At 45.0% G+C, this 14,795-nt stretch carries 15 protein-coding genes; 6 read left to right on the top strand and 9 right to left on the bottom strand.

Features of this window, described 5'->3' with window-relative positions; translation table 11 throughout:
* From V7Q13_RS07240 to V7Q13_RS07250, 3 genes are all read left to right on the top strand, one after another.
* Entirely contained in the window at window positions 1-1,173 is a 1,173-nt protein-coding gene (locus tag V7Q13_RS07240) for an acyltransferase family protein (protein ID WP_333800014.1), read from the top strand.
* 181 nt (window positions 1,174-1,354) lie between these two features.
* Window positions 1,355-2,401 (top strand): META domain-containing protein, encoded by a 1,047-nt coding sequence (locus tag V7Q13_RS07245; RefSeq protein ID WP_333800015.1) that lies wholly within the window; start codon window positions 1,355-1,357, stop codon window positions 2,399-2,401.
* Window positions 2,402-2,559: 158 nt separating this feature from the next.
* Window positions 2,560-3,657, top strand: coding sequence for a metallophosphoesterase (locus V7Q13_RS07250; protein ID WP_333800016.1), 1,098 nt, complete (start codon window positions 2,560-2,562; stop codon window positions 3,655-3,657).
* Here the strand turns inward: V7Q13_RS07250 and V7Q13_RS07255 are convergent.
* The 7 genes from V7Q13_RS07255 to V7Q13_RS07285 all read right to left on the bottom strand — a co-directional run bounded on the left by V7Q13_RS07255 (window position 3,648) and on the right by V7Q13_RS07285 (window position 9,785).
* Window positions 3,648-4,565, bottom strand: coding sequence for a lysophospholipid acyltransferase family protein (locus V7Q13_RS07255; protein WP_333800017.1), 918 nt, complete (start codon window positions 4,563-4,565; stop codon window positions 3,648-3,650). The genes V7Q13_RS07250 and V7Q13_RS07255 overlap by 10 nt on opposite strands.
* 93 nt (window positions 4,566-4,658) lie before the next feature.
* Entirely contained in the window at window positions 4,659-5,570 is a 912-nt protein-coding gene (locus V7Q13_RS07260; protein WP_333800018.1) for a lysophospholipid acyltransferase family protein, read from the bottom strand.
* Between the two features lie 36 nt (window positions 5,571-5,606).
* Complete coding sequence (gene nadB / locus V7Q13_RS07265) at window positions 5,607-7,205, bottom strand: L-aspartate oxidase (RefSeq protein WP_333800019.1); 1,599 nt, start codon at window positions 7,203-7,205, stop codon at window positions 5,607-5,609.
* A 48-nt stretch (window positions 7,206-7,253) separates the two neighbouring features.
* Window positions 7,254-7,931, bottom strand: a complete 678-nt coding sequence (locus V7Q13_RS07270) for a response regulator transcription factor (RefSeq protein ID WP_333800020.1) — start codon at window positions 7,929-7,931, stop codon at window positions 7,254-7,256.
* Window positions 7,928-8,686, bottom strand: coding sequence for a sensor histidine kinase (locus V7Q13_RS07275; protein WP_333800021.1), 759 nt, complete (start codon window positions 8,684-8,686; stop codon window positions 7,928-7,930). The genes V7Q13_RS07270 and V7Q13_RS07275 overlap by 4 nt, the downstream gene beginning before the upstream one ends.
* The gene (locus tag V7Q13_RS07280; RefSeq protein WP_333800022.1) at window positions 8,647-9,264 is read right to left on the bottom strand and encodes a hypothetical protein; all 618 of its coding nucleotides are present in this window, start codon (window positions 9,262-9,264) and stop codon (window positions 8,647-8,649) included. Before V7Q13_RS07280 ends, V7Q13_RS07275 begins: the two co-directional genes overlap by 40 nt.
* A gap of 65 nt (window positions 9,265-9,329) precedes the next feature.
* A complete protein-coding gene (locus V7Q13_RS07285; protein ID WP_333800023.1) occupies window positions 9,330-9,785 on the bottom strand; it encodes a hypothetical protein in 456 nt (151 codons plus the stop codon).
* Window positions 9,786-10,348: 563 nt separating this feature from the next.
* Between V7Q13_RS07285 and V7Q13_RS07290 the strand changes: the two genes are divergently transcribed.
* The 3 genes from V7Q13_RS07290 (at window position 10,349) to V7Q13_RS07300 (ending at window position 12,930) form a co-directional block, all read left to right on the top strand.
* Entirely contained in the window at window positions 10,349-10,618 is a 270-nt protein-coding gene (locus V7Q13_RS07290; RefSeq protein ID WP_333800024.1) for a hypothetical protein, read from the top strand.
* Window positions 10,619-10,702: 84 nt separating this feature from the next.
* The gene (locus V7Q13_RS07295) at window positions 10,703-12,265 is read left to right on the top strand and encodes a SulP family inorganic anion transporter (RefSeq protein WP_333800025.1); all 1,563 of its coding nucleotides are present in this window, start codon (window positions 10,703-10,705) and stop codon (window positions 12,263-12,265) included.
* A gap of 32 nt (window positions 12,266-12,297) precedes the next feature.
* Complete coding sequence (locus V7Q13_RS07300) at window positions 12,298-12,930, top strand: carbonic anhydrase (RefSeq protein WP_157476319.1); 633 nt, start codon at window positions 12,298-12,300, stop codon at window positions 12,928-12,930.
* Between the two features lie 2 nt (window positions 12,931-12,932).
* Here V7Q13_RS07300 and V7Q13_RS07305 read toward each other — a convergent pair whose 3' ends face one another.
* Window positions 12,933-13,895 carry a sodium-dependent bicarbonate transport family permease gene (locus V7Q13_RS07305; protein WP_333800026.1) on the bottom strand — a complete coding sequence of 321 codons (963 nt, stop codon included), beginning with the start codon at window positions 13,893-13,895 and terminating at the stop codon, window positions 12,933-12,935.
* Window positions 13,896-13,978: 83 nt separating this feature from the next.
* Entirely contained in the window at window positions 13,979-14,752 is a 774-nt protein-coding gene (locus V7Q13_RS07310) for an enoyl-CoA hydratase/isomerase family protein (RefSeq protein WP_333800027.1), read from the bottom strand.
* Window positions 14,753-14,795 lie beyond the last annotated feature (43 nt).

Genomic DNA, 14,795 nt, shown 5'->3' on the forward strand with positions numbered 1-14,795 from the left:
GTGAAAGAACGTTACTACTCGCTGGATGTATTCAGAGGAGCTACGGTTGCCCTCATGATTTTGGTGAATAACCCCGGCAGCTGGGGACACATTTATGGCCCGCTAAAACATGCCCCCTGGCATGGCTGCACCCCTACAGATTTGGTGTTTCCATTCTTTCTATTTGCCGTAGGCAACGCCATGGCATTTGTAATGCCCCGCTTACAACAAGCTGGTCCTACAGAGTTTTGGAAAAAAGTACTGAAACGTTTCGTGCTCATTTTCCTTATTGGTTTGTTTCTTAACTGGAGCCCTTTTATAAAATGGAGCGACGACCATTTGGTTTTCAAACATTGGGTAGACCCGGATAATCCCGATTCTGGCATAAGAATTCTTGGCGTTTTGCAACGCATTGCACTCGCTTATTTATTTGCCAGCATCCTTGTATTTTTTACCAAAACCAAACTCACGTTTTTTTTGAGTTGCTTCCTGTTGCTGTTGTATTGGGTTATCACCGTGGCATTGGGTGCCAGTGGCGACCCGTATAGTTTGCAAGGCTTTTTTGGCACCCAACTCGATATAGATGTACTCGGTGTAGCCCATGTGTACAAAGGCGAAGGCGTACCATTTGACCCCGAAGGACTGGGCAGCACATTGCCGGCCGTAGTGCAGGTGGTGTTTGGCTATTTTGTAGGCCAATACATTCAGCAAAAAGGAAAAAATTATGAAATGCTGAGCAACCTGCTGCTGGCAGGTATTGTAATGGCATTGGGTGGGCTCATGTGGGGCGAACTCTTTCCCATCAACAAAAAAATATGGACTTCCAGCTATGTATTGTACACCACAGGCCTCGCCACTATAACCATTGGAGTTTTCATTTACCTGATTGAGTTTCGTAAGGCCAGCGGCGCCTGGAGTAAATTCTTCGATGCGTTTGGCAAAAACCCGTTGTTCATTTTTGTGCTCAGTGGTTTTTTGCCACGGGTGGTAGCCATGTTTCGCTGGACAGACCATGTGGATGACAATGGAAAAGTGGTGTACACATCTGCCTTCAATTGGTTTTACAAAAACATATGCGCCCCCATCAGCACCGATCCCAGAAACGGTTCGCTGCTTTACGCCATACTTATTGTAAGCATGTATTGGCTCATTGCCTACTTACTCGATAGAAAAAAGATTTATATCAAGGTATAGATGTGCTTACACTTAAAGCCGCATGAATGCTGGCAGGTTACAGCAAGTGGTTTTTTTTAACAGCTTTTCACACGGCATGCATTAACATTTTGTAGTGCATAATCACGTATCAAATTACATCTAATGCTTGTGTTCTCTAAAAAAGAATCCAACAATTTGTATCACACATAAAATACCGGATATGAAATTCAAATGGTTATTCGCAATGCTTTTAATTGCTTTTTCACTGCCCGTATTGGCGCAGGTAAAAACAATTTACATACATCCCAACACCGTTAGCTGTACCGGCGTAGTACCCATGCAATGCCTGCAATACCGATATACCACCAAAGGCAAGTGGCACCGTATGTACGGCGGCATCAAAGGTTTTACGCATGAAGCCGGTTATAACTACACCCTGCAAATCACCGAAAAGAAAATAGCCAACCCGCCAGCCGATGGCAGCAGTATAGAACGCAAACTGGTAAAAGTATTGAGCAAAAAACCTGTTACTGTAAATGTACCTCAGATGAAGGGCGAATGGATAATCAAAGAACTGTTGGTCGATAATGTGTTGATCTCTGTTCAATCTTTACACTACACGGTAGTAGTTGGTGATAGCAGCGTAGAGGCAAAAGTTTGCAACAGTATGCGTGGCAAAATGCGGTTAGCCAAAGACGGAACGGTGAAAACCGGCCCTATAATGAGTACCAAAATGGCCTGCGACAACATGGCTCACGAAACTGCATTGATGCAGACATTTACAAAAGCCACTCAATGGCAAGTGAAAACCGGCGAGCTGTATATGATGGATAAAGCGGGGCAAGTGTTTGCAGTTCTTTCACAACCAGCTATGGAGGCTATTCCCACAGGACCAGCCAATATCAATTACGAGGCTATGCTGAGCGATAGCCGCTATGCAGTAAAAGAAATAGCCGACAAAGCAGGCTTCAGCAAACTTTCGGGCAGTAATGCTTTTATAAAAATAGATAAAGCGGCTGGCAGCATTAACGGCAATGGCGGTTGTAATAATTTTTTTGGTGAAGCAACTGTACTCTTTACTTCAGCTAATGCAGGTACTGTGAAGTTTTCGAAGTTGGGCAGTACCATGATGGCTTGCCCAAATACACTGGCCGATGAACAACGTTTGTTTAAACTACTGGAACAGGCAAATGCATTTGCCTTTCAACATGGCGAACTCCAATTATTAAGCGGCACTACTGTTTTGATACGCTTAATAGCCCAGTAGAAAACAGCGTTCATTAAAAAGCGCAATGGAAGTCCGTGATTTTTTATGGGCTTCCATTTTTTATTGTGTACTCCATAAATCCTTTGTACATTTCATTTCACACAACCAACGGAGTGCTGCCGATTATGCTACAAACAGTTCGGGCAATATTACAGCGAGTGCTTACCAAACCTGTCACCTGGTTGGCCAATCGTTTTTCATCAGCACCCAAGCAGGAGGCTGTGTTTGCTTCGCTTACCGAATTATACCAGCAACTATCTAGTGCCTCTAAAAAAAATACTGCTGACCTTTCTGTTATTGAAGCAACAGCACAGCCTATCATCTTACTGTCTGATCAGCACAAAGGAAAAAGAAACGGAGCCGATGATTTTGCCAGCAATGAATCTTCCTATCTGGCAGCGTTGACGTACTACAACGCTCATGAATTTACGTACATCAATCTGGGCGATTGTGAAGAGCTTTGGGAGAACAATATTTTTTCGATTCTCAAACACAACAAGGCCACTTTTGAAGCAGAAAAAGCATTTGTAAAAAGAGCTGCGTTTGTAAAAGTGTATGGCAACCACGACAGCTTTTGGCGGTACGACCCACTGGCAAGCCAATATTTAAAACAGATGTACGGCCAATCGATACCGGTAGTGGGCGGCACATTGCTACAATTTAACGACGCTGCAAATACTCCATTACACATAATGTGCACCCATGGCCATCAGGGTGATGCCAGCAGCGACGGTAACTGGCTGAGTGCTGCGTTTGTTACTTATATATGGGGGCCGTTGCAAAGTTTTTTACGCATCAATACCAATACTCCTGCTGCCAGCAAAATGCTGAAGAGCCTGCACAATAGCATGATGTATCAATGGAGCAGCCGACAGCCGGGGCTGGCGCTGATAACGGGGCACACCCATCAGCCGGTATTTGCCTCGCTTACACACTTGGAACGCTTGCTGTTACAGCGCCAACTGGCCGCTGCCAACGGCGACAATGAAAAGCTGCGCCAACTCGACAAAGAAATTCCACGCCGAAGACAAGAGTACGATTATGTACAGCTCGATTTTGCCAACCTAAGACCCGGTTATTTCAATACTGGTTGCTGCTGTTTTAGCAATGGCAACATAACCGGAATAGAAATACACGAAGGAGAAATACGGCTGATTAAATGGGAAATGCAACACCAACAGGCCATTCGTACCGTGTTAGAAAAAATGTCGTTGCAAGAGTTGGCGCAGTCACTTTCTGCCAATCATCAATCCTGAGTTGAAACAGCTGCCGGTGCCGCATCATCAATCCAAAGACGTTGGTATGATGCATCCCATGCATGCTTCCAGCGACGATGGCTCCACAGATAGGTTTCCGGATGCGTTTGAATATCTGCTTCAATATGCCTAACCAATCTTTTAGTAAGCTCACCTTTCGTTTGCATTTCTTCGTTTGTAAGCGATAGCACTGTAAACTCAAAATGATAATAGCCCCGCTTAGGGCATGTAACCCTTGTGTACACTGGCACCTGATTAAACACCTGTGCGTTGCGTTCGGGCCCGGTTACAAAAGCGGTAGGCCGCCCCAAAAAATTGAGCCAATAAGCATTGGCCGGATTGGAAGGACTCTGATCTGCCAAAAGGCAAATGAGGTACTGCTTGTTGCGCCAGCCAATGATGGCTTTGGCAAGTGCAGGTGCAGGCATAAGGTGAGCTCCAAACCTGCCGCGAATACGCTTAAACAAAGAGTCTACAGGCTGGCTGGATATGGGCATGTAAACACCAATATAAGGTAGTGACTGCCTGTGACTAAGTGCAACACTCAACCATTCCCAATTAAAAAAATGCGCTGCAAGTATGCTGGTCGTTTTGCCATTTTTATGCAACTCATCAAACACTTCAAAATTTCCGGTGATGCGTTTTTTAAAAGCTGCTTCCGGCATACTGAGCAGCTTGATTGTTTCAACCCAGTTGTCGGTAAAGTGTCGGTAAAAACCAGCTGCCACTTTTTTTCTGTAGGCCAATGATTGATGCGGAAATGCCTGTGCTACGTTTTCCATCACCGTATCTTTTCGATACCTGACAATACGGTGCAATACAAATGCCGCCAAGCTGCTAATACCATACAGCACCCGCAATGGCAGCAACGATACAGCATACATTAAACCATGTACCAAACGATCCATGTTGAAATAAGTGGATGAAAGCCCGCAAAGATGAGCACATAGAACGGCATTGTCAGCAATGGCTTTCGGAAGAAAGCTTATTCAGCCAAAATTTTAACAGGCATCTGCCGGCGGATATGGCTCTTCGTCTATCCATAAAGGTGCATACTCAGGTTTCCATGCATGCTTCCATCGCTTGTGCGACCACAAATAGTTGGCAGGCTGCATGCAGATTACCTGCTCCAGGCGTTTTACATACGCCACCGTTAGTGTTTCTGGTGTAAGCCCGGCAGCAGTCTCAAACATTTCTTCCACATGAAAAACATAACGGCCACGTTGTTTTCTTTCTATCCATAAAAAAACAACCGGCAACTGTCGCTTGCAGGCGTTTCTACCGGGGCCGGGTGCAAAAGCAGTGGGCTGTTGCAAAAAATTCATCCAGAAAGATTGCGCCGGTTTCGATGGGCTCTGATCGGCCCCAAGCCCCAGCAGGTAGGGCTTGGTCAAATATTTTTCAATGTCAGTTTTTACTTCATCGGCAGGCACCAACACGGCACCAAATCTTCCCCTTATTTTTCTAAACAACCGCTCCATAGCCTTGTTGCTCAAACGCATGTAAATACCCACCCAAACTAATGACTGATGCGATGGCAATGTGAGGTTAATCAACTCCCAATTCATGAAATGACCAGCCATCAATTGTACACTATTTCCAGCGGCTGCATGTTTATGCAATACACTGTAATCGTACTGCATCATTCGTTCAAAACCCTTTTGGCTAATGGATAAAAATTTGATGGTTTCCATCCAGGTATCAATAAATGCAGTAAAAAATTGTTTGGCAATGGCATTTCTTTCTGAGTCCGATTTTTCAGGAAATGCATTTGCCAGATTGCGCATCACCACATCCTTGCGATAACCAATAACATCAAACACCAACCAACGGATTGCATCGCCCAACGCATACAGCACAAACATGGGCAAAACAGATAAGCTGTAAAAAATTACCAGTAACAAATAATACAAAATCTGATGTTTTACGCAGTTAACAATAACAAGTCATCAGAGCACAATATTTTGAGCCAGGCTACATTTTTCAGGATAGTCTGTATTGAAATGGAGCCCTCTGCTTTCGTGCCGGAACTGAGCACTTTTTACAATGAGATAACCCACAGTAATCATGTTGCGTAGTTCGCACAATTGTGGCGAAACAATCGAAGTGCGATACAGCTCTTCAATTTCTTCGTGCAACAAATCGAGTCGGCGCATGGCACGTTGCAAACGCACATTGTTTCGCACAATGCCTACGTAATCACTCATCAAAAGCTGTAACTCTTTCAGGCTTTGGGTAATCAAAATCATTTCACGTGGATTGCTGGTACCCCTTGCATCCCAATCTGGTATGCTGGCAGGTGGTGCTACTGGCACAGCATCTTGCAAGGCATGTACGGCGCTGCGATGAGCATACACCATTGCTTCGAGCAGCGAATTGCTGGCTAAGCGGTTAGCACCGTGTAAGCCCGTAGATGCACACTCTCCGGCAGCATACAAATTGCGAATGCTGGTGCGGCCGTGTTCATCTGTTTTAATACCACCACAACTATAATGTGCAGCCGGTGCCACAGGAATCATGTGCTGCGTTATATCAATGCCAATGCTTTTGCATTTTTCATAAATGTTGGGGAAATGATGCACAAAATCTTCCAATGGAATATGCCTGCAATCGAGGTACACATGTTCGGTACCGCTTATTTTCATTTCACTATCAATGGCACGGGCTACAATGTCACGTGGGGCCAAATCTTTTCTTTCGTCATACCGCTCCATAAAAGCTTCACCTTTATGGTTGCGCAAAATACCCCCATCGCCACGAACTGCTTCGGTGATGAGAAATGACTGCCCACGCAAACCAGCTTCGTATAAGGCTGTGGGATGAAACTGGATGAACTCCATGTTTTCAATTCGGCCTTTGGCACGGTACACCATGGCTACGCCATCGCCGGTAGCAATAGCTGGGTTAGTAGTACTTCGGTAAACAGCGCCGTTTCCGCCCGTAGCCAGAAGCGTTATATTGCTGCGCACCTGCTCTATGGCATGTGTTTCCAAATTGAGTACATATACCCCATAGCAGGCAATATCAGGAGTGCTTTTGGTAATGAGGTACCCCAAGTGGTGCTGGGTAATAATATCGAGTACAAAATAATGATTAAGAATACTGATGTTGGGTAAGCTGGCTACTTTTTGCAGCAGAGCTCGTTCCATTTCTTTACCGGTTACATCTTTATGATGCAGTATGCGGTGCTCACTGTGTCCGCCTTCTCTGCCCAAAGCATAATCGCCGTCGGCATCCAAATCAAACTGTGCTCCCCATTCTATTATTTCCCGAATACGTTGGGGGCCTTCGGTTACTACAATTTTTACTGTGTCGGCATTGCATAAGCCATCGCCTGCAATCAGCGTGTCTTCTATATGCTTTTCAAAACTGTCGTTCATAGCATCCCACACACCGGCTATACCTCCTTGTGCATACTTTGTATTGGTTTCATCGCTAAAGGTTTTGGTGAGTACCACCACTTTTGCCGAAGGCTTGGCTGTGGCAACTTTTACAGCATAAGTAAGGCCGGCAATGCCCGAGCCGATTACGAGATAATCCGTTTGCATGTGCAGAGAAATCAATTGGGTGAATGGTAATACAAATCGGGCAGCTGATTAGTTGCCTGCCTTTGGGTTAAACAAGCCGTGGTTGATGGCATATACCACAAGGCCAACAGTGTTTTTCACCTGCATTCTCTCTAATATGCGTTGTCGGTATCCTTCCACTGTTCTAACGCTCAAAAACAACTGGTCGGCAATTTCTTTATTGGTGAGCTCTTTGCAAATGAGTTGTATGACTTCGATTTCCTTATCTGTGAACTCCACCTTTTCTCGTTTGCCCATATTGTGCGACTTGCTACGGGCTATCATGTGGGCCAGTTTGTGGCTGGTGGTACGGCAATAATAATGTTCGCCTTTGTATACGGTTTTTATAGCATCGGCCACTTCGTCTTTGTCGGCATTTTTAATGAGGTAGCCAAGGGCACCGGCATCCAGCATTTCAAGAATGAGGTCTTCTTCGTCAAACATGCTGAGGCCAATGATGCCAATATGTGGAAATTTTTCGCGGATAATCCGGGCGGCTTCAATGCCATCTATTACAGGCATTTTAATGTCGGTAATAACCACATCGGGTTTCAATGCTTCGGTGAGTTTCACCAATTCACGACCGTTTTCTGCTTCGGCCAATAATTTTATAAACGGGCTTTTGCTCAGCATTAGCCTGAATCCATCTCTGAATATTTCATGATCATCGGCCATGATCACGTTTATTTCCGTTTGTACACGACTCATACGCTCTTTTTCAAGGGAATTTCAAAAAGGTATCTGGTGCCCTTGCTTTTTTCGGTGGTAAAGTCAAACTCTCCTCCCATTACTTCGGCACGGCTCTGCAAATTAAGCAATCCCAACCCACCATTTTTAGCAATCATTTCTTTATAGTCAAAACCCTTGCCGTTATCTTCCGATGCCAGGCGCAGCATGTGTTCATCAATCACCAGTTGTATTTGCAAATGGGTGGCCTCTGCATGCTTCACGGTATTGTGCACTATTTCCTGTACTATCCGGTACACGTTTACTTCTACATTTGCTGGCACCCGCTGCTCTTGCGGGCAAGTGAATGTGATTTTTAAAGAGTCGCTATCATTCATTTTGCCCAAAAAATCCTGTATCGCAGCAGCCAGTCCTTTACGAATAAGCACATTAGGCAAAAGGTCGTTGCTAATTTCCCTCATTCGTTTAATAATGTCATCAATGTACTTGCTGCTTTTACGAATGAGTGCGGCTTCGGCTTCGTTCTGTCCATCCAAATGATTGATTTGAATTTTTATAGCAGACAGCAACGGACCTACATCGTCGTGCAAATCACTGGCTATTCGTTTTCGTTCATTTTCAAGCGTAGTTATTTCAGCAGAAATTTTTGCCTTGGAGAGGGAGCGGTATTTTTTTTGATACCATATAATGGAAAAAATAAAATACAGGAGGATAGCTGCAATAATTAAAGTAGCTATCAGGATGGCAGTATATAATTCTTTTTCCTTGGAATCCATAAGGCTGCCAAAAATAGAATGAGATAATAAAATTGAAGCAGGTAGCGATTGAAACTAGCCAAAATTGTGGTGAATTCATTACTGAGCTCATTCAGCCAAAACGCATCCACAAGCACACGATACGTGTAATAAATAGTGAGGCCCACACAAATGAGGAAGCGAGAATTGGTTAGCAATACTCTACGCTCCGACATGATTTGCTTGTTGATACTGGTAACTGCCAACATAACAACCACCAGATTAAACATCAACCGGTGTATAAATCGCCTGGTGGTAAGCATGTATCCATTAATAATAAAATAATCAGCAATCCATATTGCTATTAAAATCAAAAAAATGGCAAGCATTAGTCTTTTCCCAAGTATCCCCCACTTATTAAATTGAAAAAGTAACATTGCTGATAAGGGCACCATATAGAGGTTATATACAAGATTACTGTACATACCAAGATTTATGAGCAAATACTGAATAGTTTCCGTAATGACCACAATCCACCAGGCCACAATAATGGGCCTGTTGGATGGGTCAATTTTACCCCAACGCAAACTGCCGGTAATGGCAGCAAGCGAAATGGTCATGGACATTAAATAGTTAATGAAAAGAACAGACATGTGTTGATGCAAAACGCATTGACGAATGAGAGTTAGGGCAAGGTAGGTGCGGGATATGGCGGGTTAGATTGGGCTTCATCCAGCAATCCGTCGTCCGTATCGTCTCCGTCAGTCGTTTTCACCGGCTTCTTTGTTTTGCTTTTGGCCGCTGCCGGCATTTCGGTGTAAGTAATGTTATTGCCATCTGCATCAAAAGCAACCAAAATGGTGGTCAGGCACTTGTCGTCATTTATACCGGGGTAAATGCGCATACCTACGGCAGCCGTTTCCTTCAAAATTTTCTGTACACTCTTCTTATTAAATGCAAAAGAGGAACCCATAGACGGGGTATTGGCAGGTGCCGGGCTACCGCTGGCCACAGCTTTTGTCAAGTCTTTTACAAACTTCTGGTAGCGCTTAGCCCACTTGTCGGCATTTGCCTTAGAAATTGCATGCTTGCTGGCGGCCAAAGCAGCTACAGCTTGACCTACTGGATTTTTTTTTCCCATACGACTTTGATTTTGAAGGTTTTAGGACAACTGCAAGGTAAAGTGGATTGTCGAAAATCAAAATGCGTATTTCTACGCATAAAATACCGCAGAAACACGGTTGTCCGCCACCGATTTAGTGAACATTTTTGTGTCATCAAACACACACACCACTCTTTTCAAATCGGGTTCTGCCATGAACGAAGCTTTGAAAAGCCCTAGATGAAAAGCTACCAGGGGTTGGATCCCGTAAGATCCCTGCCTGGACTTTTCACCAGCAGACTGCTCTTTTACAAACAACTAAACACCGCACCACAACTGCCACCCTACCTAAACCTAAACCCCGCCACGAGGCACCCATTTTCAACAACCGGCAGTTGTAGCAACACTTTACATAAACGGACAAGCTACACACCATTAGCCTGTCCATTTAAGGCTGTTTTCTCATCACGCTCACAGCCGGATTGTCTAGTCCGGCTTTTTTTTGTTTTAATTTTTGTTAAGGAAATTTGTGTAGCGCTATAATAACCCTCGGTTATATTTGCGCTTATTCTATGCGCCGCAAAGTCATTTCATTCATACTTATGCTGGTATTCAGTGCCACCGTTTTGCCATTAATGCAAATAGGTAAGCTTCTGGCCAGCAACACATTGAATGAAGAAGTGCATCAGCAAGCCCCACAGATACTGGAAGAAAAATGTAAAGAACCTTTACACGGGTCTGACAATTACTTACACCCGAAAGAATCGTTTCACTGGTCTTACCAAACACAAATGCACAGTAGTGCTTTGCTGAAAGAAATGGTTCCTAATGGTCCTGCGGAAGATATTTTGATCCCTCCTCCAAAAGCCTGAGTTGTAGTTCATTGTTGGTCTACTCAACCAACAATACAGTACTCTTTTTTTTGGTTTTGATCTTCCCACTTATTCTTCCCATTCATGAAAAATTTGTTCAGGAATGCAGGTGCTGATATACCTGCGTCCATCGTCGTGTTTTTAGTGGCATTACCGCTTTGCCTTGGCGTGGCGGTAGCCAGCGATGCTGCTCCCGTTACAGGAATTATTGCTGGTATTGTAGGCGGTATTGTTATTGGTGCTCTTAGCGGTAGTCAGCTCAGTGTGAGTGGTCCGGCAGCCGGCCTTACGGCCATTGTTGCCGGTGCCATTGGCAAATTGGATTCCTACAGCATTTTTCTGCTGAGCGTGGTACTCGCAGGTGTAATACAATTGATTTTTGGTTTTGTAAAAGCAGGCATTATAGGCGAGTTCATCCCCAATTCCGTTATCAAAGGCATGTTGGCTGCCATTGGTATCATTCTTATTTTAAAACAACTGCCTCACTTTGTGGGCTATGATGCCAACCCCGAAGGCGATGAGGCTTTTTTGCAGCCCGATAACAGCAACACATTTTCTGCCATTTTAAATTCCTTTCAGTATATATCATCCGGTGCCATCATCATTGCCCTGATTGCTACAGCCATCTTATTGATGTATGAATCCAAGGCAATCAAAAAACAGCGCATTTTTCAACTCATACCCGGACCACTCATTGTTGTATTGTCCGGCATTGCCTGTAATCAGTTTTTTGCATCTTCGGCTCCGCACCTTGCTTTATCGGGCGACCATTTGGTAAAACTCGACGTGTTTGATGCGCCATCAGCTTTTGTTGCTTCATTGCCACACCCCGACTTTTCGGGATTGGCCAATAGTCAGGTGTGGCTCACAGCACTAACGCTTGCCATTGTGGCCAGCCTTGAAACCCTCCTGAGCATTGAGGCAATCGACAAAATAGACCCTGAAAAAAGAATCAGCCCCAGCAACCGTGAACTAAAAGCCCAGGGCGTTGGCAATATTGTAGCTGGTTTGTTGGGTGGGCTTCCGGTAACATCGGTAATTGTGCGTAGCTCTGCCAATGTAAGTGCCGGTGCCAAGTCGAAACTGTCCGCTATCATGCATGGCGTGTTGCTCTTGCTATCCGTATTGTTTTTTGCCGATTATCTGAATCTCATTCCCAAAGCCAGTCTGGCAGCCATCCTCATTTTTACAGGATATAAACTTGCCAAAGTGGGTCTCTTTACCGAGCATTACCGTAAAGGCTGGGATCAGTTTTTGCCTTTTGTAATTACCGTGGTGGCTATTTTGCTCACCGATTTGCTCATTGGTATTATCATTGGCATGTTTGTAGGCATGTTCTTTGTGCTGCGCAGCAATTTCAAATCGGCTATTTTCTTTATCAAAGATGAGCGCCGTTACCTCATTCGCTTTCGCAAAGAAGTAAGTTTCTTGAACAAAGGACTGATGAAAAATATCATTGAATCTATACCCAATAACACTTCGGTATTGATTGATGCTACCAAGAGTGAGTTCATTGACAGAGATGTAGTAGACATGGTCAATGACTTTATCGTCAATGCTGAAACAAGAGCCATCCGGGTGTATATCAAATTCAATCAAACTGCCTCCAAAACATTCTTCAAAACCAACAACCGCACAATTGCCTAATCATTCGATTGACCTTATAAAACAACTTACCCATGAAATCATACGAAAAATTACTGCTGGAAAACAAGGCCTGGGCCAAAGAAATGAAGGATGCTGATCCTGAATATTTCAAAAGATTGGTGGGCATTCAAACACCCGAATTTTTATGGATTGGCTGCAGCGACAGCCGTGTGCCGGCCAATGAAATCACCGGCACAGCACCCGGTGAAATTTTTGTGCAGCGCAATATTGCCAACATGGTGGTGCACACCGATCTGAACCTGCTGAGTGTGCTGGAATATGCAGTAGTACACCTGAAAGTAAAGCACGTAATTGTATGCGGACACTATGGTTGCGGCGGTGTAAAAGCGGCACTCAGCCATCACAACCTCGGCATCATAAACAAGTGGCTGCGCAACATTAAAGATGTATACCGCTTGCACGAAGATGAACTGGCCGCCATTGAAGATGAAGACAAGCGGGTAGACAGAATGGTGGAGCTAAACGTGGAGGAACAAGTACTCAACCTTGCTAAAACTTCTATTATTCAAAAAATGTGGAAACATGAACAACGCCCCATTTTGCATGGCTGGGTGTACAGCCTTGCCAACGGCATTTTAAAACCATTGGTCACCATGGATGCAAATACCCATCTCGATCATATTTACGAATACGACGACCTGTAATATCAGGTCATTTGTACCAGGCCCCAATACAATGGCAGGCCAATGGTAATATTCAGCGGAAACGTAACGCCCAGAGCCATCGGGATGTACAAACCCGGATCGGCTTTGGGCGCTGCCAACCGCATGGCTGCGGGCACAGCGATGTATGATGCACTCGCTGCAAGCACCGACAACATCAATCGGTTTCCTTCCTGCATGTGCAGCATGCCAGAGGCCCATGCAGTGATACAACCGTTGAACAATGGCATCAACAATGCAAAAACCGTTACAAACCAGCCATAGTGCTGGAAAGCCTTGAATCGTTTGGCTGCCACCATCCCCATTTCTAACAGAAACACAGCCAAAAACCCTTTGAAAATATCGCTGGTAAAGGGCTCAATACCCTTAGCCTGTTTTTCATCGCTGATGATGCCAATGAGCAGGCTGCCCATAATCATCAATACGCTTCCGTTAGTAAATGCATCGTGCAATACCCCCTTCATAGAAGTAGTGCTGCCCGACTCTTTATCGTAGCGGCGAATGAGCAGCACACCAATGATAATAGCTGGCGCTTCCATGAGTGCCATGGCCGCAACCATATGCCCACCATAGGCTATTTGACGGCCTTCCAAAAAAGTAGCAGCCGCCACAAAAGTGACTGCACTTACTGAGCCATACGCTGCGGCAACAGCTCCTGCGTCGGGCACAGCCAGCTTTCTTTTGAGTATAAAAAATGAATAGAGTGGCACCAGCATGGCCAGCACAATGGCTGCAGCCAGGGTAACGGCTACTTCTTTGGTAATACCACTATGTGCCAGCTCTTCTCCTCCTCTGAAGCCTATTGAAAACAATAAATACAATGAAATGAACCGCGAAGAACTCGCTGGTATTTCTAAATCACTTTTTACCGTTGCAGCTATTACACCCAGTAAAAAAAACAGCAACGTGGGGTTGGTAATGTTGCTGATTAATATATCTGTGTTCATTAAAGGCGCAAGTTAGGCTGCCCGCCAAAAATGGCAGGCCACGCATAACGCAGGGTTATAAAAAAGCCGAAAAATCTACGCAATCATTTGCGGGCAGCCTTAAAACCGGCAATGGCTTTGCGGGTAAAATCGCTGAGCACCAGCCTGCCACTAATGGCGGCTCTTTCCCGAAGCAGGATATCCCAATGCTCGGTACCCTTCCAAAACATCGCCTTCATTTCGGCCATGGCCTGCGGGCTGCTGTGTGCCAGCGTATCGGCCAAATGATGCACCGCTTCGTCCACATCTTCCAGGTTGTCGTACACTTCGGCAAACAAGCCTTTGTGCTTGGCCCATTCGGCATTGCGCCATTTGCCGGCATCAATGGCCAGTTGAGAAAAAGCTGATGTACCCATTTTTCTTTCTACCGCAGGGCCCACCACAAAAGGGCCAATGCCCACGGCCAGCTCACTCAGTTTTACATCGGCCGAATGATGCGCAATGGCATAATCACAAGCAGCAGCCAGACCTACACCACCGCCTACACATTTGCCCTGAATGCGACCAATGATAAGCTTATTGCATTTACGCATGGCATTGATAACATGGGCAAACCCGCTGAAAAATTGCAGCCCTTCTGCTTCGGTTTGTATGGCCATCAATTCATCGAAAGAAGCACCGGCACAAAAGGCTTTCCCGCCTTCGCTTTGTAGAATAATCACACGGCAGTCATCATCATTGCCCAAGGCATGAAATGTTTGCGCCAACTGATTGAGCAGATGTGCAGGCAATGAGTTGCTCTGCGGATGCTGAAACTGAACGGTAGCAATATGATTGTGCACGTGATACCTCACGCCAGCTTGTGATGAAGTAGTCATAATGGCAAGCATTTAGGATTGCTCAACAGCAATCGTTATTTAC

The sequence above is a fragment of the Phnomibacter sp. genome, from assembly GCF_036803085.1.
Taxonomy (GTDB): domain Bacteria; phylum Bacteroidota; class Bacteroidia; order Chitinophagales; family Chitinophagaceae; genus Phnomibacter.

Coding starts and splice junctions, on each gene's coding strand:
- V7Q13_RS07245 (WP_333800015.1), top strand. CDS start 1,355: ATGAAATTCAAATGGTTATTCGCAATGCTTTTAATTGCTTTTTCACTG.
- V7Q13_RS07255 (WP_333800017.1), bottom strand. CDS start 4,565: ATGGATCGTTTGGTACATGGTTTAATGTATGCTGTATCGTTGCTGCCA.
- nadB (WP_333800019.1), bottom strand. CDS start 7,205: ATGCAAACGGATTATCTCGTAATCGGCTCGGGCATTGCCGGCCTTACT.
- V7Q13_RS07270 (WP_333800020.1), bottom strand. CDS start 7,931: ATGAGTCGTGTACAAACGGAAATAAACGTGATCATGGCCGATGATCAT.
- V7Q13_RS07275 (WP_333800021.1), bottom strand. CDS start 8,686: ATGGATTCCAAGGAAAAAGAATTATATACTGCCATCCTGATAGCTACT.
- V7Q13_RS07280 (WP_333800022.1), bottom strand. CDS start 9,264: ATGACCATTTCGCTTGCTGCCATTACCGGCAGTTTGCGTTGGGGTAAA.
- V7Q13_RS07285 (WP_333800023.1), bottom strand. CDS start 9,785: ATGGGAAAAAAAAATCCAGTAGGTCAAGCTGTAGCTGCTTTGGCCGCC.
- V7Q13_RS07290 (WP_333800024.1), top strand. CDS start 10,349: ATGCTGGTATTCAGTGCCACCGTTTTGCCATTAATGCAAATAGGTAAG.
- V7Q13_RS07295 (WP_333800025.1), top strand. CDS start 10,703: ATGAAAAATTTGTTCAGGAATGCAGGTGCTGATATACCTGCGTCCATC.
- V7Q13_RS07300 (WP_157476319.1), top strand. CDS start 12,298: ATGAAATCATACGAAAAATTACTGCTGGAAAACAAGGCCTGGGCCAAA.
- V7Q13_RS07305 (WP_333800026.1), bottom strand. CDS start 13,895: ATGAACACAGATATATTAATCAGCAACATTACCAACCCCACGTTGCTG.
- V7Q13_RS07310 (WP_333800027.1), bottom strand. CDS start 14,752: ATGACTACTTCATCACAAGCTGGCGTGAGGTATCACGTGCACAATCAT.